The organism is Mycobacterium scrofulaceum, assembly GCF_001667885.1.
GTDB classification, from domain to species: domain Bacteria; phylum Actinomycetota; class Actinomycetes; order Mycobacteriales; family Mycobacteriaceae; genus Mycobacterium; species Mycobacterium scrofulaceum_C.
Genome location: NZ_LZJW01000091.1, coordinates 15,727 through 37,859, shown reverse-complemented (window position 1 = coordinate 37,859; position 22,133 = coordinate 15,727). Strand labels below are relative to the sequence as shown.

Here is a 22,133-nt window from a genome sequence, read left to right as displayed (position 1 = left end):
CCCTCGGAATCGAGCAGCAGCTGAACACGTTGCGGCCCATTTGTACTGCCCAGGGGCTGTCGAGCGGCGAAACATGCGGCGCGCCCGCAGTAGCGGTCGCCGAGATACATGCTGTCGACGGATGTGACCAGGTGGGGCTAAACACGGACGGCGACCTCGTTGAGGTGCTGTGTGAGGTCTGCTTGGAGATGGTCCGATGGGCGATGGCGACCTACGTGGACGACAAACGAGAGATGGCTTCCCGACGAGGCGCCAGCCCGGTGTGTGCGACCTGCGGACGTCCCACTGGATACCTGCGCAGCATCCTCGCTGTGCGTCCGATCGGGGCGGAGTGGCTGGCGTTGTGAATCGCCTACGCAACGCTTTCCTGTTCGTTGCTGTGGTCTCCGGTGACTACGCCGTTCTCACGTTGATCGACGGTCAGCCAATCGATTTCGGTGTCACCGCCGCGGGCTGCGCGGGAGCCGTGGCCACGGCGAGGTTGATAGCCCTCGCCGACAGCCGGCGCCGCCGAGCGGTGGCGCGAGGACGCACGGCCGGCTGGCTGCACCGTGGCTAGCGGCTCAGGAGTGGCGCCGACAGGCATGGCCCGTCATGCCGGGGCACACACAACAACGTGCACGACCAGATTCGCTGAGTGCCGGGCGCGCCAGGAATCGGCTCCGGCCCGTGCTTCAGGTCCGGCCGTTGGCAGCCGTTCACAGACGCCGGCCATGGCGTCTCCGCGCTCACCCGGGTGAATCGGCCCGCCGGGTGATGACGACTCACCCCCCGTCAGTGAAGCCTTAGTCAGGAGCTGACGAGCGGAGGCTAAGTGCAGTCGACGATGTATCGAATCTGCATTCGAGGCCGCCTGACGGAGCGCCTCGGGTCCGCTTTAGAAGGGATGCGCCTCCAGTCCGGTGTGCACGAAAGCATGTTCACAGGTGAAATCCGCGACCAATCACAGCTTTACGGGCTTCTCGACCGGGTCCGTGATCTCGGCCTTGAGCTCGTCAGCGTACAGCCCGAGCCCGGGGCTTCCCCGACAACCAAACCCGTACCGGCAAGCGCGTCACTGGCAACACGATCTTGCGTGTAGCGAAAGACGAAAAAGGGAGGCAGCCAAGATGTTTCTGAAAGCAGCACTTGCCGCGCTGACAATCGCTATGACGCTCGCACCCGGGGCCCAGGCCGAGCCGGATCCGGAGAACTTGGATCAAAAACCGGTTGTCCGAACAGTTTTCAACCAACCTACCAATGTCCCGGGCAAATCACTGCAAGCAGTGACCGTCAGCTACCCGCCCGGAGCCAAAAGCGGAGCGCACCACCACGCGAAATCGGCGTTCATCATGGCCTACGTCATCTCCGGGGCGATCCGCAGCCAAGTCGAGGGCGAGCCTGCTCGCGTCTATCACGCCGGTGAGACGTGGCGTGAAGCTCCCGGCGCGCACCACACCATCAGTGAAAACGCCAGTGCCACCGAACCCGCCGAATTGCTAGCAGTTTTCCTGTTAGACACCGGAGACGGACCGCTCACGACCGACGACAACGCAGAATGAGCTTGCCGGGGCGAACCGCCATGAAACCGTTTGGAATGATCCGCTCTTGGCCAATCATGCCCATACATGATCCGATTCGCATTGTCCGAATCGCGCTACGCTTTTCGCTGGCAACGGCCTTCCTGTCGGCCGTAGCCGATCGATTCGGTTGGTGGAAGCCGTTCGGGCAGGGTAGCTGGGGGAGCATGGGCCCCTTCGCCGACTACACCCACCAACTTGTTCCGTTTGCTTCTGGTCGTTTACTGACCGTCATTGTGTGGGCTGCCACCGTAACCGAGGCGACGCTGGGACTCTTGCTCCTGACCGGGTGGCGACCGAAGCTTGTCGGTGCAGCGACTTCCCTGGTACTCACAATATTTGGCATCGCGATGGCTGCATCGCTCGGCGTGGAAGCGCCGCTTAGCTACAGTGTCTTCTCCGCGGCCAGCGCCGCAGCGGCTTACGCGGTCCTCGGCACGTTGAGCCGGTTTGGGAGTGCGTGCCCCGACGCGAGCCACCTCCGTCAGACGGGCGAATCAGCGAAACGCGACCGGACGTACCCATCTTCGGAAATGAGGCGAGATGAAGGCTAGTAAGCAATTTGACGTGATCGTCATAGGCGGCGGGGTGGGCGGTGTGGCCGCCGTGCGGAAGCTGGCTTCGGTTGGACTTTCGGTAGCCCTCGTCGAGGATCGCCTCGTCGGCGGCGAGTGTCATTACTGGGGCTGCAACCCGAGCAAAACCCTACTTCGCCCAATCGAGGTGTTCAACCTCGCGAAGTCGGTTCCTGGTGTGCGAGAAGCTTTCTCGGGAACGAAATTAGATCTTACGGCCGTCTTCGCGAAACGAGACGAACTCATCGAGCACCTCTCGGACCAAGAGCGGACGGCATCATTGCAGCAAGCTGGTGTAGCAGTGTTTCACGGGTTCGGCCGGTTGAGCGGCGAACGAACGGTGCGCGTGGCCTACGCCCTCGGAGATACCACCGAAGTCGTCTTGACTGCACGCCACGCGGTCGTGCTGGCCACTGGCACGCGTCCCTACGTGCCGGGGATACCTGGTCTGGCGCAAGTGCGTGCGTGGACCAATCGGGAGTTGACGACCATGACACGGGTGCCACCACGCGCTCTGGTGGTGGGTGGCGGCCCCGTCGCCGTCGAGTTCGCGACCATCCTGAGCGGGTTGGGGTCATCGGTAACGCTTGTGGTGCGCGAGGACACGCTGCTGTGCAACTGCGAACCCGAAGCTCGCGATCTGGTCGCGCAGTCACTGCGCAGCAGTGGCGTCAACATTCATTTGGAGACACAGTTGTCGGCGGTGGCCCGACCCGTGGCGGGCGGACCCGTCACCGCGACTTTCAACGGCCGCACCATCGAGATAGACGAGGTCGTCCTGGCCGCCGGACGACGCAACAACACCGACGGCATCGGACTGGAAACCATCGGCCTGACGGGCGGCGAAGGCGTTTGCGTCAACGACCATCTCCAGGCGGTCGGTGTCACGGGCGACTGGCTATACGCTCTCGGAGATACCACTGGGCGTGCGCGGTTGTCTCACATCTCCACCTACCACGGACGTCTCGTGGCCGAAATCATCGTCGCGCGGGCCGCGGGACGGGAGCTGGCCGACAACGAATTGGCCGCCCGTGATGCCGGCAGCCTGGCGCAGGTTATCCACACTGACCCTCAGGTCGCCTGGGTGGGCCGCACCGAAGGTCAAGCCCGGGCAGAAGGGTTCGCGGTACGGACGCGAACGGCCCGCTACCCCGGCGCCGTGTCATTCCTCGCCTTATACCGTGATGGCTTTCAAGGCTGGGCGAAACTGGTCATCAACGACGAGACCAACACACTGCTCGGAGCGACATTTGTCGGCCCACAATTCTCCGAACTGGTTCAAGCGGCCACGCTGGCCGTCGTCGCGAAAATCCCGGTCACTCTCCTGCGCCATGCGGTCGCGCCGCATCCGACGGTCAATCAGGTTTGGGATCCGCTACTCGCGGAAGAGTCGGAACTTTCGGCGTTGCTGAGCACCGCGGCGCAGAAAGCGCAGAAAACCGCTTAGGCGCATCAACCCGTCAATCTCGGTGTTCGAGAGGAACCACGATGACCTACAACTGGCCGGTCGTCTGACCGTGACCATGCTGGTAGCGGGGGTCCGCACCCCCGGCGGCAATGTGGAGACGTTCGAAGTGGCCGACCCGCGACCTTTGGCGTCCGACGAGGTTCTGATCGCAACCCGTGGCGCCGGGGTTGGGAACTGGGACAACATCGTTCGCTACGGCGGTTGGGACGTCGGCAGGCCTCCCCCGCTGGCGCTCGGCGTCGAGGCCGCCGGCGTCATCGAGGCCGTCGGTGACAATCGCCAGAACGGATTCAGCGTGGGCGATGCAGTGCTGTGTCACCCCGTGCCGCTGCGCGATCAAGGCACTTGGGCACCGCTTCTGATCGCGCCGGTGGGCTCGCTCGCCCGCAAACCGCGCGAGATTCCGTGGGGGACCGCAGCGATCTTTCCGGTGCCGGCGTTGACCGCTGACCAGGTGGTCGGCGAGGCATTGGGCCTGCACCGCGGAGAAACGTTGCTCGTTCATGGCGCGGGCGGAATCACCGGCGGCCTCATCGTCCAGCTGGCGGCCATGCGCGGGGTCGACGTGCTCGCCACCGCCGGCCCGAGCAGCGCCAACCGCGTCCGCCGGCATGGCGCCCGCGAAGTGCTCGATTATCGCGATCCGCTGTGGCCACAGCACGCGAAGGCGTTGGCGAAGGACTCGATCGACGCCGTCGCCAACGCCGCCCCCGGCGGTGCTGCTGCGGCGATGACCGCGCTTGCCGGCGGCGGCCGGCTGGCGACCATCACCCCCGACCTACCCGCATCGACCCGCGGGATCGGCGTGACGGCGGTTTACGTCCGCTCGGATGGGCCCCAACTCGACCGCCTCACCGCGCTTCTCGCGTCGGGCAGGTTGACCATGCCCACCCCGCGGTCTTGCGGCCTGGATCAGGCCGCCGCCGCCTTGGCGCATGTTGTGGCGGGCCACGAGCCCAGCGGAGTCGTCCTCACGACAGACAACCCCGGAAGCTAACCGAAAATCGCACAACAACAAGGAGTCTCGAGATGACAAGTATTACCCCGATCCTAACCGGAGTGGCGGCACACATCGGACACTACGCCGACGCCATCGCGGTATCCGGCGGGACACAGATCTTCGTTTCCGGAACACCAGGGGTGCGTGAAGACGGCACACTGCCCGAGGACTTCACCGACGAGGCCCGGCAGTGCTGGATCAATGTGGAAAACGCGCTCGGCAAGGCCGGCGCCAAGCTCACCGACATCGTCTACATGCGCCAATGGGTCACCAGCCGTGCGTATGCGTCCGCCTACCTGGCGGTGAGCAAGGAGATCATCCGCCACCAACCCGCCGCCATGTTCAGCATCATCGACGGGCTGGTGTGGCCCAACATCCGCGTGGAAGTCGAAGTCACCGCCATCCTGCCGGCATGACCGATTACCCCGTCGTCGAGTTGTCGATCGACGAGTTGCTGACCACGACCCGCTCGGTGCGCAGACGCCTCGATCTGACCAAACCCGTGCCCATCGGGCTGATCCGGGAATGCCTGGAGATCGCGGTGCAGGCACCGACGTCGGCCAACGTGCAGAACTGGAGTTTCATCGTCGTCACCGACGAAAGACAGCGACGCGCGATCGCCGACGTGTATCGGCGCACATGGGAGCTGATCGTCGCTTCGCCTTTCGCGGTCGCCGATCGATTCAAGGACGACCCCGTGCGCAACCGCGAGCAGCGCAAGGTGTCCGACAGCGCGGCGTATCTCGCCGAGCACATCGGCGAGGTCCCTGTTTTGATGATCCCGTGCGTCGAGGTCATCGACGGTGACGGCGTGCTGACGGCCGAAAACGCCAACCAGTATTGGAGTTCGATCATGCCCGCCACGTGGAGCTACATGCTCGCCGCGCGGTCCCGGGGCTTGGGAACGACGTGGACCGGGGTGACCATCATGGCCGACGGTGACATGCGGGCGATTCTCGGACTACCCGCCAACGTCTACCACGCGACGACTGTTCCCACCGCGTACTACACCGGCACCACATTCCGGCGCGCCAAACGGATACCGCTAGACGATGTGCTGCATTTCGACCGGTGGTGAGCACAGCACCCGAACCAAGCCGCGGGACTATCGCCCGTTCGGAAGCGAAATTCCAAGGAGGACAATATGGAAGGCGACTGCGGCGGTCGAAGCCCCGGCAACCCCCAAAGCTCCAAGCGATCCGTCGGTTCCGGTGACGTCGGCGCCAACGAGGTCGAGGCGACCATCCCCGTCGACGACCACAGCGCGCAAACCAACCGGCACAAGGGGATCACCAGGAGCGACATCGATGCGTTGGCGCAGCTGAAGAGTCTGAGAAAGGCGCTCTGAAACCGCCGATGACCCTCGCAAGCAAGGGATCTGGCGCACCGCCATCGTCACCCGCGGGACGGCCCCGGCGGTGAGCTTGCGCGACGCGGCGCCGACCAGCCGCGCGATGGCGGTCGCGGTGATGGTGTCAATGGTCGCGTTCCTCGACTCCACCGTCATCAACCTGGCGTTGCCTGCCACCGAGCGTGACCTCGGCGGCGGCCTAGCGCTGCAGCAATGGGTCATCGAGGGCTACCTGCTGGCGATGGCGACCGTGATTCTTCCCGCCGGGTCCATCTCGGATCTGTTCGGACGCGTTCCGGTAATGCGGTTTGGGCTGATGACTTTCGGGGCGGGCTCGGTTCTGGCGGCGGTTGCCAATTCACCGGGGATGCTTATCGCCGGGCGCGTAATCCAGGGCCTGGGTGCGGCGTTCCTCGTGCCGGGCTCACTGGCGCTGATCAATACGGTGTTCGATAAGGCGCACCAGTCCGCTGCGATCGGCGTCTGGACCGGGTGGACCGGAACCGCCTTCGCGTTGGGCCCCCTGCTGGGTGGATTGTGCGTCGATTTGCTTGGCTGGCGCTGGATTTTCGTGTTGTCGGCGATCCCCATCGCGGCCGGGTTTACGCTGACATTCTGGCTGTGCCCGATGTCTCGACGGGTCGCAGGCGCACGCGTCGATGTCGCGGGGGTGGGCCTATCGGCGGTCGGGCTGGCCGGGACCGTGTATGCGTTGATCGGATCGCAACACGACGGCTGGACCGAACCGCGGGTCATCGCGCCGCTGGTGATTGGGGTGGCCGCGCTGGCAGCCTTCGTAAGCTGGCAGCGCCGCAGCAGGAATCCGATGGTTCCGTTGCCGCTGTTCACCTTTCGTAATTTCGGCGCCGCCAATCTCGTCACCGCATTCATCTATGCCGGGTTGACGCTGGCTTCGCTGGCCATCGCCCTCTACACCCAAGAAATCGGCGGCTACTCAGCAACCGCGGCCGGATTGACCACCCTGCCGATTCCGGCGCTGTCGTTGGTGTTCGCCCGCCATGTCGGCCGGATTGCCGCACGGGTGGGCCCGCGCACATTCCTGATCGGCGGGCCCGCCTTGGCGGGCATCGGGCTGCTGCTGATCCGTCCGAAAGCCCAGGATTTCCATGCGATCACCGACGTAATTCCGGGAATAACCGTGCTGGCCATCGGGCTGGTTGCGACTGTCACGCCACTGACATCGCTGACGCTGGCATCGGTGCCGTCAGAGCACAGCGGTCTGGCGTCGGCGATCAACAACGCCGTCTCGCGGCTGGGCGCGCTGATGTCGATTGGGTCCATGGGGCTGATCAGCGTTGGCGCGGCGAGCGCCACCGGATTCGCCCACGTGTTTCAGGTGAGCGCAGCGCTATTCACCATCGGCGCGTTGTGCGCCGCCGTGTTGATCACCAATCCGCCCGACGGATGCCAGCCCGTGCCGGGCGCGATTGCCGCACTGTGCCGCGACCGGCCCGGTGTGCAACCGGCCCTGGCCAGCAGCGCTTCGGCCGCAACCGATCCATCGTCTCCGCGCTAACCGTGCACCGCTCGGTCGCCAGACGTCTGGGCGCGAATTCGTCTTGATGGCAGGTCTGTTCACCCGGGTGAATGCACGTTTCGGGTGATGACAGCTCCTCAAGGCGCTCCAAGGATGCAATTTGGGACCAAGCCCGTCTCGACGACGCCGCCGTCGAGCTGACACCGCACGGAGAGGGAACAGAAGATGCACCATGCCGAGCAACCGGCCGAAGATTTGGCGATCCTCGCGCAGCTCAACAACGACTACGTCCACTCCGACCAGTTCAACGACGTCCGGCGCTTCCGCGAGTTCCTTGCTGAAGACTTCATCGTGCAGACGCCGGGCGTAACCCGAAACCGCGAAGAGTTCCTCGAATACATCGCTGAGCCGCGTCCCTTCAAGGATCTCGCTGTCCACGACGTCAACATCCGCATCCTCAGTGACGTCGCTCTGATCCACGCGCGCGCCACCTACACCATGCTCGCCGATGGCGCGGAGCAGGAAGCTCTGTACACGGACACATATCAAAAGCGTGATGGCACCTGGGTCTGTGTCGCGGCCTGCGCGATCGCCCCGGGCGCTTAACACCACCCGGGATCGATCCGAACAGATCGAAGAGGTCAGTTCAGCCTGCGATTGGATCCACCATGCCGACCGGAATCGTGTTGTTCCCCAATCCTCAAGCAATCAACGTCGTCGATGACGTGGTGGCGCAGGCCGGCCGTGCGCGTTCGCTCGGCGTCCGGCAGGTCTGGCTGGGCCAGCAATTCGATCTTGATGCGATCGCCCTCGCCGCGTTGGTGGGTGCGGCCGTACCGGGGCTCGGGGTCGGTACGGCGGTGGTGCCGATCAACCCGCGTCATCCACTGATCGTCGCGTCGCTGGCGCAGACGGCGCAGGCCGCATCGCACGGCGCCTTTAGTCTTGGTCTCGGGTTGGGTGCGCACGAGCCGGAGCGACAGGCCTTCCGGACGTCGTGGCCCAACACGATCACACGCCTTCGTGAGCACCTGACGGTGCTGAAGTCCATCTTCGACACCGGCGCGGTGGACTTCAGCGGCAACGAGATCAGCGCGCATCCTGGATGGCCGGTGCGGGTCGCCGGGGGCACGCCCATTCCGGTGTATGTGGCAGCGATGGGCCCGAAGGCGTTGCGGGTCGCCGGCGAGCTGGCCGACGGCACTCTGACATATCTCGCCGGTCCGCGGACAATCGCAGAGTTCATCGAACCGGCCATCGCGAAGTCAGCCGCCGCCGCTGGACGGCCGAAACCCAGGATCATCGCGCAGGTGCCAACACTGGTGTCCGACAGCGTCAATTCAGCAAGGAATTTCGCGGCCCAGCAATTAAGCTTCTACGAGACCATTCCGTCTTATCGGAAGGTGATCGCCCGCGAAGGTGTTCGCGATGCGGCAGACCTCGCAGTGGTGGGTTCAGCGAAAACACTCAGGCGTCAGCTTCGGAGTTATCTGGATGCGGGTGCGACCGATGTGGTGCTGAGCGGACTGGGCTGGGCGGACGCTCCGGTGGCCGAAGAGCTATGGGCTGTCGCGGCCTCGTTGTGACCGACCAGCGGCGGCGAAATCTCTGGCGAGTGTCTCCGGAGCCGCAATGATCAACCCAGGCCGGGAAACGAAACAAACTCGTGCACAGAAAGTTTCAGCCAGCCGGAGCTTTCCAAAGCATGATTCGCCCTTAGCGTCGCGCAGTCTCACCCGGGTGAACAGGTGGTGGGGGTGATGACAGCTCACCTCGCTCGACAGCAGTCTCGGTACGACCAGTCCGGTGGAACGCGTTACAGCCGACGTCACCACGAAGCGGTCCAGCACAGCCGCAACGAGAACCAGGAAGGCGCACATGCATTTTGAGGGCAAGAAGGTTGTTGTCATCGGCGGCAGTGCCGGCATGGGTCGGCAGGTTGCGATCGACATCGTCGATCATGGCGGGAGCGCGGTGATCGTGGGTCTGTCGAAGAACCGCGTCGACGAAACCGTCGCCGAGCTGAGCCGGCGTGGCCATGCTTGGGGTATCTCCGCCGAGCTGACGGATCGCAACGCGGTCGCCGATGTGCAGCGGACGCTTTCTGAGGAGCACGGCCAGGCGACACTGTTGGTCAACGCGGCCGGATTCTTCATCCCCAAGCCGTTTCTCGAGTACGAAGCGCAGGACTACGACTCGTACATGGACCTCAATTACGCCCTGTTCTTCCTGACCCAGACCGTTGTCGCGGGCATGATCGCCCGCGGTGAGGGCGGGGCCATTGTCAACATCGGCAGCATGTGGGCGCATCAGGCGATCGGTGTGACCCCGTCGTGCGGGCACTCCATGCAAAAAGCCGGCCTCCATGCGCTGACCCATAACCTGGCCATCGAGCTTGCCGGGCACAAGATTCGGGTGAACGCCGTGGCACCGGCCGCCGTCAAAACCCCGGCACTCGAGCGCTGGGTGCCCAAGGACGAGATCGATTCGACGCTCGACTCTTTCGCGCCCTTTCACCCCTTGGGGCGAGTCGGCACACCAGCCGACGTGGCCAATGCCGTGACATATCTGCTGTCGGATCAGGCCAGCTGGGTCACCGGCGCGATTCTCAATGTCGATGGCGGCGTCATGGCCGGCCGCAATTAGACAGAAAGCCTCAAAGGAGAGATTGCAGTGACAATAAACATCTTCAGGCGCGGCGGGCCGCCGGCCAAGTCTGTCGGGCGCACCGAAGGCAAGTCCGTCTTCAATGGGACCGTCGGTGTGCGCCACATCCTGGATAGATTTGGGGCTGACGGTCGCTTCTCCGTCCTCGAGCATCCCATGTCACCCCGGGCGCTGGCCGCACCCCTTCATCGCCATCACAACGAAGATGAATACAGCTGGATCATCGAGGGGCGCGTGGGCGCCTTGCTCGGCGATGAGGTGCTCGATGGCGGGCCCGGCGACTTCATCTTCAAGCCGCGAGGTCAATGGCACACCTTCTGGAACGCGGGCGACGAGCCGGCCCGCATCCTCGAGATCATTTCCCCCGCGGGATTCGAGCAGTTTTTCGACGAGCTTGCTGATCTCGGCGGTATCGCGACGATATCGCCCGACGTCCTGGATGAGCTCTGTGCGCGCTACGAACTCGAGATGGATGTCGACAGCGTCGCCGAACTCTGCAAACGCTTCGACTTGGAATTCCCAGGTGAACCTCTTTTGAGGACGCGGCGGGTTCGCAAATCGCGTGCGTAGGGCGCGCTCGGGCTGAGACCCGCGTGGAGGCGAGGAATATGATCAGCGACGGCGACTACGACGACACCCGGCCCGATGGCACATTAGGGCCCAGCGAGTCGTTGGACTCCGACGAAGTACGCAATGACGATGGCGACATCGTGGTCGATGCGCCGTTGCGCTGGATCTCGGCCGACGAGCACCTGACGCTGGACGAGCGTCTGGCCGCTGAGGAGCCGGAACTTGGCTACCCGGACGGCCTTCCGCTGCGCGCCGGGCGGCACCACGGTCAGATCAGTGGCAGCCCAAACGACGGCATGTCGTTCTACAGGGTGGCGCGCGAAGAGTTCGATGCGGACGCTGAGTGACGGGGCACACGGGGTCCTCACCCGGGTGAAGAGGTGGCCGGGGTGATGACAGATCACCCCGTTCGGCCACAGGCTGAATGGACCGAGACGGATGGCCGGTCTGCTTGCAGGGCGCCTCGGCGAGCGAACGTCATCCGGTGGAACGTCGATCGCAGGACCCACGTCCCCGATGCCGGCAAGCGTCTCCGATCGTCCCGGCGGGGCTCGATCACCGGCCAGACTACAACGCTGAAAGGTTCATCATGAAGATCGTAGTCATCGGCGGGCGTGGCCTCATTGGCTCGAAAGTGGTGGCCAAGCTTGGCGCGCAGGGACACGACGTGATCGCCGCTTCACGCCGATCCGGTGTCGACTCGCTCACCGGCGAAGGCCTAGCAGTCGCCGTCACCGGCGCGGATGTCCTTGTCGACGTTGCTGATTCACCAATTTTCGACGACGAGCCTGTGATGCACTTCTTCACGACCGCGACCAAGAACCTTCTTTCTGCCGAGCGGGAAGCGGGAGTCAAACACCATGTCGCGTTGTCCGTCGTCGGATCGCAGAGCATGCCAGACAGCGGCTACAACACCGCCAAAGCGGCTCAGGAGGAGCTGATCAAGGATTCGGGCCGGCCGTACTCGATTGTGCGCGCGACGCCGTTCTACGAGTTCGCGATTGGCTTGGCCGATTCCGCGACAGACGGGGAGATTGTGAGATTGCCACCCGCATCGTTCCGCCCCATCGCCGCCGACGATGTCGCCACCGCCGTGGCTCGCGCGGCGATCGGACCTCCCATCAACGGCGTCGTGGAGATCGCGGGACCCGAAGCAATGGGCATGGACGACTTCGTTCGCGCGGGCCTCGCCGCCAACGGCGATCGACGCCGGGTCGTGACCGATCCCCAGGCTCCGTATTTCGGTGCGGTGATCGACGATCACAGCCTCGCGCCCGACGAGAACGCGACGATCTTCACGACTCGATACTCCGACTGGATCGAAGCACGCCCCGCCAGGACGGGATGACGAATGTCGTTGGAAACGTCCGAGTCCGCACCCGAGTCAACCGTCCAGGTGCTTCAGGAAGTGCGATTACCGTCCATTCCCGACGATGCCCATGTCGTGACCGTTCTCATCACCCATCCGCCGGGCGCCTCTGGGTACCCGCCGCACCGCCTTCCCGGGGGCCCCGGATTCGGTTACATGATCGGCGGTGAGATGTTGTTCGAGCTCGAGGGTGAAGCGCCACGCGTGCTCCGTGCTGGAGAGGCTTTTTGGGGGCGCGGCGGCGACGTGATCCACTATCGGGACGCCAACAACCGCACCGATATCCCTTGTAGCTATGTCCTCACCCTGCTGTGCGCGCCCGGGAAACCGATGCGCGAATGGGTGACCGACGGCGAGCTCACGGCGCGAAAACACCTGCGTGTGACGGGCTGATTGCTCGCAGGCCCAGGCGGGCGCGGTGGCGGCACCGCGCCCGCCTGGTAGGAGCGGTTAGCTCAGCCGCCCTGGCCGGACCTACTTGGGCTTGCCGCACCTGCCGTCGGTGGCCTGCCGCACGTTGATGCTGGTCGCCTGCAGGGTGCCGTTGTCCATCGTCCCGCGCGCCCATAGGCACTTGCCCTGTGTGATCGCGTCGGTGGTGGCGGTCGTCTGCTTGCTGTACTTGGTCTTGTCGTCGACCGTCACCGCGGTCTGCGTGGTGTTGCCGCTGGGGTCGGTGCCGCCGACGTTGATGGTGTTGCCCGACACGGAGGCCACCGAGCCACGGACCGGGGCGGGCTTCGGGGCCGGCGCCGGCGAGCCCGGGGGCGGCGGGGTGGTCGAGCTCGGGGCCGAACCCTGCCCCGCCGGCTTGGCCGGGCACGCGCCGTTGACGGAGGGGCTGATCTTCACCGCCGCCGCGGTGACCGGCTGCCCGGGCTGAGCTTCCTGGGTGGGCCGCACGGTGACACAGCTGCCCGCGGTGACGTCGGTCAGCGCGGCCGGGACGGTTTCGGTGACCTTGGTGGTGGAGGTGAAGTTCACCGCAGCGGTCGAGTTGTCCTCCTTCGTGACCTGAATGGAGTTGCCCGCCACCGACGCGATCAGACCGCTGACCCGCGCCTCACCGCTCGCCGGGGCCGGCGATGTGGTCGTGGACGTCACCACCGAGGTGGACGTCGACGTCGAGGTCGGCGGGCTCGATTGGTTGGACGAACTGCACGCGGCGACCGACAGCGCGGCGGCAGCGGCAACCGCCAAACGGGTGAGCCGAGGCGCTGGACAGCTGGCAGACATCAACGTATCTCCAATCGTGATGGGACCCAACGGAATGGGTATTACCAGTTGGAGCTGTGGCTAACCTGTGCGTAATCCGCGCCGCGGTCAGAACGCTTGCTCGGGGATGCGCATGATTTCGCCGTCGATGGACTCGATGACTTTGCGCAGCGACGTGAGCTTAGGCAGCATGTTCTTGGCGAAAAAGGCCGACGTCGCCACCTTGCCCCGATAAAACGCGGCGTCGTTCCCGTCCGCGCCCGCCAGCGCGGCGTGCGCGATCCCGGCCTGCACCAACAGTCGCCAGCCGATGAGCAGGTCGCCGACCGCGAGCAGGTACCGCACCGATCCGAGCCCGACTTTGTAGATCTCGGTGGGATGTTGCGCGGCGGACATCAGGTACCCGGTCAGGGCGCCCGTCATCGCCGTCACCTCGTCGAGCGCGGTCTGCAGCAGCTCGGCCTGCGGTTTGAGCGCGTCGTCGCACGAGTCGATGGTCGCGGTGATCTGAGCGGTCACGAACTGCAGGGCCTGGCCGCGGTCCCGAACGATCTTGCGGAAGAAGAAGTCGAGCGCCTGGATGGCCGTGGTGCCCTCGTAGAGCGAATCGATCTTGGAATCCCGGATGTACTGCTCCAGCGGATAGTCCTGCAGGAAGCCCGAACCGCCCAACGTCTGCAGGGACTCGGTCAGGATCTCGTACGCCCGCTCCGAGCTGACGCCTTTCACGATCGGCAGCAGCAGGTCGTCCACTCGATGTGCCATCTCGTGGTCGGCGCCCGAAACGTGCTGCGCCACAGCGTCATCCTGGTGCGCGGCGGCATACATATACAAGGCCCGCAGACCCTCGGCGTAGGCCTTCTGCGTCATCAGGCTGCGGCGCACGTCCGGGTGGTGGATGATCGTGACCCGCGGTGCCGTCTTGTCGGACATCTGCGTGAGGTCGGCGCCCTGTACCCGCTCTTTGGCGAACGCCAGCGCGTTCAGGTAGCCGGTGGACAACGTGCCGGCGGCCTTGACGCCGATCGTCATGCGCGCGTGCTCGATCACGGTGAACATCTGCGCGATCCCGTTGTGCACGTCACCGACGAGGTAGCCGACGGCGGGCAGATCCGTTGCGCCGAAAGTCAATTCGCACGTGGGGGAGGACTTGATCCCCATCTTGTGCTCCAGCCCGGTGACGAAAACCCCGTTGCGGGGCCCGAGTTCGAACGTTTCGGGATCGAAAAGGTACTCGGGCACGTAGAACAGGCTCAGTCCCTTGGTGCCCGGTCCGGCGCCCTCCGGGCGGGCGAGCACGAGGTGGAAGATGTTGTCGGCCGTGTTGCCCACGTCGCCGCCCGAGATGAACCGCTTGACGCCCTCGATGTGCCACGTGCCGTCCGGTTGCGCGATCGCCTTGGCGCGGCCGGCCCCGACGTCGGAGCCCGCGTCGGGTTCGGTGAGGACCATGGTGGCCGCCCAGCCCCGCTCCACGCCCTCGGCCGCCCAGCGCCGCTGCTCGTCGTTGCCCTCGACGTACAGGGCCTGGGCCATCAACGGGCCGAGGCTGAAGAAGTTCGCGGATGGGTTGGCGCAGATGATCATCTCGTTGACGCCCCACGCCAGCGGGGGCGGCGCGGCCATGCCGCCGATCTCTTCGTCCAGCATCAGCCGCCACCAGCCGGCCTCTTTGATCGCCTGCACCGTTTTGGCCAGTTCGGGCGCCACGCTGATCGTGTGGGTGGCCGGGTCGAAGACGGGCGGGTTGCGATCGGCGAAGGCGAAGGACTCGGCCACCGGGCCCTCGGCCAGGCGGGCGGCTTCGTCGAGGATCGTCCGCACGGTTTCCGCATCGAGGTCGCTGTAGCGTCCGGTGCCCAGCACGGCGCCCACGTCGAGCACTTCGAACAGGTTGAACTCGAGATCACGGACGTTAGCGATGTAGTGGCCCAACGCGATTCCCTCACTGGTCCCTTGACGCGGCGGATCGTCCGCTTAGTGTCTCCGACGTGGGAAAACGTACGCAACCGTAACCTACGGGCGGCCGCCGGCGGGTTACGCGGGCGTTGCGGTGGGGAAAAAGCGAGGGCGGCCCGAGGCCGGCTTCCTCGCCCGGGAACACCAGGTCGGGCCCCGGCGTTACGGCAAATGTGACAACACTCGATCTCACCGCTGAGAAGTTCAACGAAACCATCGAGGGCAACGACATCGTGCTCGTCGATTTCTGGGCGTCCTGGTGCGGGCCGTGCCGCCAGTTCGGGCCCACTTTCCAGGCCTCCGCGGAGAAGCACCCCGACATCGTCCACGCCAAGGTCGACACCGAGGCCGAGCAGCAGCTGGCCGCCGCCGCCCAGATCCGGTCCATCCCGACGCTGATGGCCTTCAAGAAGGGCAAACTGCTGTTCAACCAGGCCGGGGCGCTGCCGCCGGCGGCGCTGGAGGACCTCGTTCAGCAAATCAAGGCGTTCGACGTCGACGCGGCCCAGGCCGGCCAGGGCGAATAGCCCCTACATCGCGGCGCACGCGGGGCTGGACCCAGCTACGCGCTAGGTTGCTTGGGTGAGTCTGGTACTGGTAGAACACCCGCGGCCCGGCGTCGCGCTGATTACCCTCAATCGGCCCGAGCGAATGAACTCCATGGCGTTCGACGTCATGGTGCCTTTGAAAGAGGCCCTGGAGAAGGTCAGGTACGACAATTCCGTGCGCGTGGTCGTGCTGACCGGGGCGGGGCGGGGATTCTCCTCGGGGGCGGACCACAAGTCCGCGGGCTCGGTGCCCCACGTCGAGGGCTTGACCCGCCCCACCTACGCGCTGCGCTCCATGGAGGTCCTCGATGAGGTCATCCTGGGGCTGCGCCGCCTGCATCAGCCTGTCATCGCCGCGGTCAACGGCCCGGCCATCGGCGGGGGATTGTGTTTGGCGCTGGCGGCCGACATCCGGGTCGCCGCGACCGGCGCGTATTTTCGCGCGGCCGGCATCAACAACGGCCTGACCGCCAGCGAGCTGGGGCTCTCCTACCTGCTGCCCAGGGCGATCGGATCGTCGCGGGCGTTCGAGATCATGTTGACCGGCCGCGACGTCACCGCCGAGGAGGCCGAGCGAATCGGGCTGGTGTCGTGTCAGGTGCCCGACGAGCAGCTGCTGGACACCTGCTACGCGATCGCCGCCCGGATAGCGGCGTTCTCGCGGCCGGGAATCGAATTGACCAAGCGCACACTGTGGAGTGGACTGGACGCCGGTAGCCTGGAGGGGCACATGCAAGCCGAAGGCTTGGGTCAGCTGTTCGTCCGTCTGCTCACCGCCAACTTCGAAGAAGCGGTTGCCGCGCGCGCGGAGCGACGCCCCGCGGTTTTCACCGACGACAAGTAGCCACGACATAAGGGAGTAGATGTGATCACGGCCACGGACCTCGAGGTCCGCGCTGGTGCGCGCATCCTGCTCTCACCCGACGGGCCGGACCTGCGCGTGCAGCCCGGCGACCGCATCGGGCTGGTCGGTCGCAACGGCGCCGGCAAGACGACCACCCTGCGCATCCTGGCCGGGGAGACCGAACCGTACGCCGGGTCGGTGGTGCGCGCCGGCGAAATCGGTTACCTGCCACAGGATCCCAAGGAGGGCGACCTCGACGTGCTGGCCCGCGACCGGGTGTTGTCCGCGCGCGGCCTGGACGTTCTGCTCACCGACCTGGAGAAGCAGCAGGCATTGATGGCCGAGGTCGCCGACGACGATGCCCGGGACCGCGCCATTCGCCGCTACGGGCAGCTGGAGGAGCGGTTCGTCGCGTTGGGCGGCTACGGCGCCGAGAGCGAGGCCAGCCGCATCTGCGCCAGCCTCGGCTTGCCCGACCGGGTGCTGACGCAGCAGCTGCGCACGCTGTCCGGAGGGCAACGCCGCCGAGTCGAGTTGGCGCGGATCCTGTTCGCCGCGTCCGACACCGGTGCCGGTTCGTCGACCACGCTGCTGCTCGACGAGCCCACCAACCACCTGGACGCGGATTCGGTTGGCTGGCTGCGCGATTTCCTGCGCGCCCACACCGGCGGGCTGGTGATCATCAGCCACAACGTCGAGTTGCTCGCCGATGTCGTCAACCGGGTGTGGTTTCTGGACGCCGTGCGCGGCGAGGTCGACGTCTACAACATGGGCTGGCAGAAGTACCTGGACGCCCGGGCCACCGACGAGCAGCGGCGCCGCCGTGAGCGCGCCAACGCCGAACGCAAGGCCACCGCGCTGCGCACGCAGGCCGCGAAGCTGGGCGCCAAGGCCACGAAAGCCGTTGCCGCGCAGAACATGTTGCGCCGCGCCGACCGGATGATGGCGGCGCTCGACGAAGAGCGGGTCGCCGACAAGGTCGCCCGCATCAAGTTCCCTACCCCCGCCCCGTGCGGGCGCACCCCGCTGGTGGCCAAGGGACTGAGCAAGTCATACGGGTCGCTGGAGGTCTTCACGGGCGTGGACCTGGCCATCGACCGCGGTTCGCGGGTGGTGGTCCTGGGGCTGAACGGTGCCGGCAAAACCACGCTGCTGCGACTGCTGGCCGGCACCGAGGAGCCCGACACCGGCGGGCTGGAGCCCGGACACGGCTTGCGCATGGGCTATTTCGCCCAGGAGCACGACACGCTCGACAACGACGCCAGCGTGTGGGAGAACATCCGGCACGCCGCGCCCGACACGGGCGAGCAGGACCTGCGCGGACTGCTGGGCGCGTTCATGTTCAGCGGACCTCAACTCGACCAACCGGCGGGCACGCTGTCGGGCGGTGAGAAGACGCGGCTCGCGCTGGCCGGGCTGGTGGCTTCGACGGCGAACGTCCTGCTGCTCGACGAACCGACGAACAACCTCGATCCCGCCTCGCGCGAACAGGTGCTGGACGCGCTGCGCAGTTACCAGGGCGCGGTGGTGCTGGTGACGCACGATCCGGGAGCGGCCGAGGCGCTCGACCCGCAGCGGGTTGTGCTGCTGCCCGACGGCACCGAGGACTTCTGGTCCGACGAATACCGGGACCTCATCGAACTCGCCTGACTTCTGGATACTTTTCGTCCAAATCGGCCCGCGGCCGACTTCGGGTTCCTACTCTTAGGTGCTTGCGCTCGTGCTCGGCTGCGAAGGACATCCATGAAAAGGACACTGCAAAGGTCGAAGAAGACCCGCGAGGAGTTGTTGTCCGAGCTGCGTAACGCCTACGAGGGCGGGGCCAGCATCCGCACGCTGGCCGCGTCCACCGGACGGTCGTACGGATCGATACACAGCCTGCTGCTGCAAGCGGGCGCCACGATGCGCAGCCGGGGCGGGCCCAACCGCACCGCGCGATCCGCACGGGTCTAACGAAGGCGCGGCTACGCCCGCGGCCCAGAGTCGTTGCGGCGCACCGACTTCTCCACCAGGTCGAGCACCGCGGACAACCGCCGCGGGTCCTCGCCTGACGCCAGCCGCGCCACCAGGCCGTCGAGTACCAACTCCAGGTAGCACTGCAACACGTCGCCGGGAACGTCGTCGCGGACCCGGTGCGCCTCCTTCTGCCGGCGCAGCCGATCGGTCGTGGCCGCCGCCAGTTCCGCGGACCGCTCCGCCCAGCCGCGGCTGAACTCGGGGTCGTTGCGTAGCTTGCGGGCGATCTCCAACCGGGTGGCCAGCCAGTCGAACTCCTCGGGCGCGGCGAGCATGTCGCGCATCACCTGGATGAGGCCCTCGCGCGACGCCACGTCGGCCATCCGCTCGGCGTCCTCGTGCGCCAGCGCGAAGAACAGCGCGTCCTTGTCACGGAAGTGGTGGAAGATCGCGCCACGCGACATGCCGATGGCCGTCTCCAGCCGCCGCACCGTGGCCTTGTCGTAGCCGTATTCGGCGAAGCAGCGGCGCGCGCCGTCGAGGATCTGGCGGCGGCGAGCCGCCAGATGGTCCTCGCTGACTTTGGGCACAGGCGACGGCTACGACTTGAGCATGTTGCGCAGCACGTACTGCAGGATGCCGCCGTTGCGGTAGTAGTCGGCCTCCCCAGGGGTGTCAATGCGCACCACCGCGTCGAACTCGACGGCGTCCTTACCGTCCTTGGTGGCCTTGACGTGCACCGTCTTTGGCGTCTTGCCGTCGTTGAGCGCCTCGATGCCGGTGATGTCGAACACCTCGGTGCCGTCCAGCCCCAATTCCTTGGCGGACTTGCCTTCCGGGAACTGCAGCGGGATCACGCCCATGCCGATCAGGTTCGAGCGGTGGATGCGCTCGAACGACTCGGCGATCACCGCCCGCACGCCCAGCAGCTTCGTGCCCTTGGCCGCCCAGTCGCGGGAGGAGCCGGACCCGTACTCTTTACCGCCCAGCACCACCAGCGGAATGTTCTGCGCCGCATAGTTTTGCGCCGCGTCGTAGATGAACGCCTGCGGCGCGCCGTCCTGGGTGAAGTCGCGGGTGTAGCCACCCGAGACGTCGTCGAGCAACTGGTTGCGCAGCCGGATGTTGGCGAACGTGCCGCGGATCATCACCTCGTGGTTGCCGCGCCGGGACCCGAAGGAGTTGTAGTCCTTGCGCTCCACGCCGTGCTCGTCGAGGTACTGCGCGGCGGGCGTGCCCGGCTTGATGGCGCCCGCGGGGGAGATGTGGTCGGTGGTCACCGAGTCGCCCAGCAGCGCCAGCACCCGCGCGCCGGTGATGTCACCGACCGGCTCGGGCTCCGCCGCCATTCCCTCGAAGTACGGGGGTTTGCGCACGTAAGTCGAATCCTGGTCCCACTCAAAGGTATTGCCGCTCGGGGTGGGCAGGTTGCGCCACCGTTCGTCGCCCTTGAACACGTCGGCGTAGTTCTTGGTGAACATCTCCTGGCTGATCGCCGAGGCGATGGTGTCCGAGACGTCCTTCTGCGACGGCCAGATGTCTTTGAGGAAAACGTCGTTGCCGTCCTTGTCCTGCCCGAGCGGCTGCGACTCGAAGTCGAAGTCCATGGTCCCCGCCAGCGCGTAGGCGACGACCAGCGGCGGGGAAGCCAGGTAGTTCATCTTCACGTCGGGGTTGATCCGGCCCTCGAAGTTCCGGTTGCCGGACAGCACCGCGGACACCGACAGGTCGTTGTCGTTGATGGCCTTGGAGATCTCGTCGGGCAGCGGGCCGGAGTTACCGATGCAGGTCGTGCAGCCGTAGCCGACCAGGTAGAAGCCCAGCTTCTCCAAATACGGCCACAGGCCGGCCTTGTCGTAGTAGTCGCTGACTACCTGCGAGCCCGGCGCCATCGAGGTCTTCACCCACGGCTTGGAGGTCAGCCCCTTCTCGACGGCGTTGCGCGCCAAGAGCGCCGCACCCAACATCACCTCCGGGTTGGAGGTGTTGGTGCACGACGTGATAGCCGCGATCACCACCGCGCCGTGGTCGAGCTCGAACTCGCCGCGGTCCTCGGAGCGCACCCGCACCGGGTTGCTCACCCGGCCCTTGGCATGTGCGGCAGCCGATTCGAACTTCGGGGCGTCGTCGGCGTGGCCGTTCTCCAGCGCCCCGGGGTCGCTGGCCGGGAATGACTCGTCGACCGCCTCGTCGAGCTTGGAGTACTGCTTCTTGTCGGGGTCGTCGCCGACGTAGTCGCCGATCTGGCCGCGGAACGTGGATTTCGCGTCGGACAACGCGATTCGGTCCTGCGGGCGCTTCGGCCCGGCGATCGACGGCACCACGTCGGACAGGTTGAGCTCAAGGTATTCGGAGAAGGCCGGTTCGTGTGAGGGGTCGTGCCACATGCCCTGCTCTTTGGCGTACGCCTCGACCAGCGCGAGTTGCTCGTCGGAGCGCCCGGTGAACCGCAGGTAGGAGATGGTCTCCTCGTCGATCGGGAAAATCGCTGCGGTGGAACCGAATTCGGGGCTCATGTTGCCCAGGGTGGCGCGGTTGGCCAGCGGCACCTCGGCCACGCCTTCGCCGTAGAACTCGACGAACTTGCCGACCACGCCGTGCTTGCGGAGCATCTCGGTGACCGTCAGCACCACGTCGGTGGCGGTGACGCCGGCCTGGATCTCGCCGGTCAGTTTGAACCCGACGACGCGCGGGATCAGCATCGACACCGGCTGACCGAGCATCGCGGCCTCGGCCTCGATGCCGCCGACGCCCCAGCCCAGCACGCCCAGGCCGTTGACCATCGTGGTGTGCGAGTCGGTGCCCACGCAGGTGTCGGGGTACGCGACGCCGTCGCGTTCCATCACCACGCTGGCCAGGTACTCGATGTTGACCTGGTGCACGATGCCGGTGCCCGGCGGCACCACCTTGAAGTCGCGGAAAGCGCCCTGGCCCCAACGCAAGAACTGATAGCGCTCCCCGTTGCGCTGGTACTCGATCTCGACGTTGCGCTCGAAGGCGTCGGCGGTGCCGAACAGGTCGGCGATCACGGAGTGGTCGATCACCAGGTCGGCCGGCGCCAGCGGGTTGACCTTCTCCGCCTTGCCGCCGAGGTCGCCGATCGCCTCGCGCATGGTGGCCAGGTCGACGATGCAGGGCACCCCGGTGAAGTCCTGCATCACCACGCGGGCGGGCGTGTACTGGATCTCAATGCTGGGCTCGGCCTTGGGATCCCAGTTCGCGATCGCCTCGATGTGGTCTTTGGTGATGTTGCTGCCGTCCTCGTTGCGCAGCAGGTTCTCGGCGAGGACTTTGAGGCTGTAGGGGAGTTTCTCGGTGTTGGGGACGGCGTCGAGACGATAGATCTGGTAACTCTTGTCGCCGACCTTGAGGGTGTCGCGTGCTCCGAACGAGTTCACAGAATCTTCTTTACTCACTTCAACTCCCAAGGATTAAGTTCTTCCGTCGACGGGCCGTGTCGGCGGTGCGTTGCTACTTTAACAGTACGCTTGTCCTGCAATACGGCGGGGGCGCCCGTAGGTCCAGTCTTATCGCGTAAGTCGACGGTTTAAACC

Annotated in this window: 24 protein-coding genes; 20 read left to right on the top strand and 4 right to left on the bottom strand. The window is 65.7% G+C overall.

Features of this window, described 5'->3' with window-relative positions; all coding sequences use genetic code 11:
* Positions 1 to 131: 131 nt before the first annotated feature.
* From A5681_RS27740 to A5681_RS14210, 16 genes are all read left to right on the top strand, one after another.
* The gene (locus tag A5681_RS27740) at positions 132 to 347 is read left to right on the top strand and encodes a hypothetical protein (RefSeq protein ID WP_231965198.1); all 216 of its coding nucleotides are present in this window, start codon (positions 132 to 134) and stop codon (positions 345 to 347) included.
* Between the two features lie 762 nt (positions 348 to 1,109).
* Positions 1,110 to 1,541 carry a cupin domain-containing protein gene (locus A5681_RS14280; RefSeq protein ID WP_067275569.1) on the top strand — a complete coding sequence of 144 codons (432 nt, stop codon included), beginning with the start codon at positions 1,110 to 1,112 and terminating at the stop codon, positions 1,539 to 1,541.
* A 56-nt stretch (positions 1,542 to 1,597) separates the two neighbouring features.
* Entirely contained in the window at positions 1,598 to 2,113 is a 516-nt protein-coding gene (locus A5681_RS27735; RefSeq protein WP_082945768.1) for a hypothetical protein, read from the top strand.
* Positions 2,103 to 3,581, top strand: coding sequence for a dihydrolipoyl dehydrogenase family protein (locus A5681_RS14270; RefSeq protein ID WP_067275567.1), 1,479 nt, complete (start codon positions 2,103 to 2,105; stop codon positions 3,579 to 3,581). The genes A5681_RS27735 and A5681_RS14270 overlap by 11 nt, the downstream gene beginning before the upstream one ends.
* A 76-nt stretch (positions 3,582 to 3,657) precedes the next feature.
* On the top strand, positions 3,658 to 4,599 hold the full coding sequence (locus A5681_RS14265) for an NADP-dependent oxidoreductase (RefSeq protein ID WP_231996313.1): 942 nt from the start codon (positions 3,658 to 3,660) through the stop codon (positions 4,597 to 4,599).
* Between the two features lie 32 nt (positions 4,600 to 4,631).
* Positions 4,632 to 5,018 (top strand): Rid family hydrolase, encoded by a 387-nt coding sequence (locus A5681_RS14260; RefSeq protein ID WP_067275565.1) that lies wholly within the window; start codon positions 4,632 to 4,634, stop codon positions 5,016 to 5,018.
* Positions 5,015 to 5,680 carry a nitroreductase family protein gene (locus tag A5681_RS14255; RefSeq protein WP_067275563.1) on the top strand — a complete coding sequence of 222 codons (666 nt, stop codon included), beginning with the start codon at positions 5,015 to 5,017 and terminating at the stop codon, positions 5,678 to 5,680. The genes A5681_RS14260 and A5681_RS14255 overlap by 4 nt, the downstream gene beginning before the upstream one ends.
* Positions 5,681 to 5,746: 66 nt before the next feature.
* The gene (locus tag A5681_RS14250; RefSeq protein WP_067275560.1) at positions 5,747 to 5,950 is read left to right on the top strand and encodes a hypothetical protein; all 204 of its coding nucleotides are present in this window, start codon (positions 5,747 to 5,749) and stop codon (positions 5,948 to 5,950) included.
* Between the two features lie 70 nt (positions 5,951 to 6,020).
* Entirely contained in the window at positions 6,021 to 7,490 is a 1,470-nt protein-coding gene (locus tag A5681_RS14245; protein ID WP_156737978.1) for an MFS transporter, read from the top strand.
* A 186-nt stretch (positions 7,491 to 7,676) separates the two neighbouring features.
* Positions 7,677 to 8,057 carry a nuclear transport factor 2 family protein gene (locus A5681_RS14240; RefSeq protein WP_067275559.1) on the top strand — a complete coding sequence of 127 codons (381 nt, stop codon included), beginning with the start codon at positions 7,677 to 7,679 and terminating at the stop codon, positions 8,055 to 8,057.
* Between the two features lie 62 nt (positions 8,058 to 8,119).
* The gene (locus A5681_RS14235) at positions 8,120 to 9,037 is read left to right on the top strand and encodes an LLM class F420-dependent oxidoreductase (RefSeq protein ID WP_067275556.1); all 918 of its coding nucleotides are present in this window, start codon (positions 8,120 to 8,122) and stop codon (positions 9,035 to 9,037) included.
* A 292-nt stretch (positions 9,038 to 9,329) separates the two neighbouring features.
* Positions 9,330 to 10,097 (top strand): SDR family NAD(P)-dependent oxidoreductase, encoded by a 768-nt coding sequence (locus tag A5681_RS14230; protein ID WP_067275551.1) that lies wholly within the window; start codon positions 9,330 to 9,332, stop codon positions 10,095 to 10,097.
* Between the two features lie 27 nt (positions 10,098 to 10,124).
* On the top strand, positions 10,125 to 10,688 hold the full coding sequence (locus A5681_RS14225) for a cupin domain-containing protein (RefSeq protein WP_231996311.1): 564 nt from the start codon (positions 10,125 to 10,127) through the stop codon (positions 10,686 to 10,688).
* 38 nt (positions 10,689 to 10,726) lie between these two features.
* Positions 10,727 to 11,035 carry a hypothetical protein gene (locus A5681_RS14220; RefSeq protein WP_067275548.1) on the top strand — a complete coding sequence of 103 codons (309 nt, stop codon included), beginning with the start codon at positions 10,727 to 10,729 and terminating at the stop codon, positions 11,033 to 11,035.
* A gap of 242 nt (positions 11,036 to 11,277) precedes the next feature.
* Entirely contained in the window at positions 11,278 to 12,036 is a 759-nt protein-coding gene (locus A5681_RS14215) for an SDR family oxidoreductase (protein WP_067275546.1), read from the top strand.
* 3 nt (positions 12,037 to 12,039) lie between these two features.
* On the top strand, positions 12,040 to 12,450 hold the full coding sequence (locus A5681_RS14210) for a cupin (protein WP_067275543.1): 411 nt from the start codon (positions 12,040 to 12,042) through the stop codon (positions 12,448 to 12,450).
* Between the two features lie 81 nt (positions 12,451 to 12,531).
* Here A5681_RS14210 and A5681_RS14205 read toward each other — a convergent pair whose 3' ends face one another.
* Together A5681_RS14205 and A5681_RS14195 are read right to left on the bottom strand one after the other, a co-directional pair.
* Complete coding sequence (locus A5681_RS14205) at positions 12,532 to 13,257, bottom strand: DUF5666 domain-containing protein (protein ID WP_231996310.1); 726 nt, start codon at positions 13,255 to 13,257, stop codon at positions 12,532 to 12,534.
* A gap of 123 nt (positions 13,258 to 13,380) precedes the next feature.
* Positions 13,381 to 15,207, bottom strand: a complete 1,827-nt coding sequence (locus A5681_RS14195) for an acyl-CoA dehydrogenase (protein WP_067275533.1) — start codon at positions 15,205 to 15,207, stop codon at positions 13,381 to 13,383.
* 197 nt (positions 15,208 to 15,404) lie between these two features.
* Between A5681_RS14195 and trxA the strand changes: the two genes are divergently transcribed.
* From trxA to A5681_RS14175, 4 genes are all read left to right on the top strand, one after another.
* Positions 15,405 to 15,758, top strand: a complete 354-nt coding sequence (gene trxA / locus A5681_RS14190) for a thioredoxin (protein WP_067275529.1) — start codon at positions 15,405 to 15,407, stop codon at positions 15,756 to 15,758.
* A 55-nt stretch (positions 15,759 to 15,813) separates the two neighbouring features.
* Positions 15,814 to 16,623 carry an enoyl-CoA hydratase gene (locus A5681_RS14185; protein ID WP_067275527.1) on the top strand — a complete coding sequence of 270 codons (810 nt, stop codon included), beginning with the start codon at positions 15,814 to 15,816 and terminating at the stop codon, positions 16,621 to 16,623.
* A gap of 21 nt (positions 16,624 to 16,644) precedes the next feature.
* Entirely contained in the window at positions 16,645 to 18,273 is a 1,629-nt protein-coding gene (locus tag A5681_RS14180; protein ID WP_067275524.1) for an ABC-F family ATP-binding cassette domain-containing protein, read from the top strand.
* Between the two features lie 105 nt (positions 18,274 to 18,378).
* Positions 18,379 to 18,576 (top strand): helix-turn-helix domain-containing protein, encoded by a 198-nt coding sequence (locus A5681_RS14175; RefSeq protein ID WP_082968361.1) that lies wholly within the window; start codon positions 18,379 to 18,381, stop codon positions 18,574 to 18,576.
* An 11-nt stretch (positions 18,577 to 18,587) separates the two neighbouring features.
* Here A5681_RS14175 and A5681_RS14170 read toward each other — a convergent pair whose 3' ends face one another.
* A complete protein-coding gene (locus A5681_RS14170) occupies positions 18,588 to 19,169 on the bottom strand; it encodes a TetR/AcrR family transcriptional regulator (RefSeq protein WP_067275519.1) in 582 nt (193 codons plus the stop codon).
* Between the two features lie 9 nt (positions 19,170 to 19,178).
* On the bottom strand, positions 19,179 to 21,995 hold the full coding sequence (locus A5681_RS14165) for an aconitate hydratase (protein ID WP_197498600.1): 2,817 nt from the start codon (positions 21,993 to 21,995) through the stop codon (positions 19,179 to 19,181).
* Positions 21,996 to 22,133: the final 138 nt, after the last annotated feature.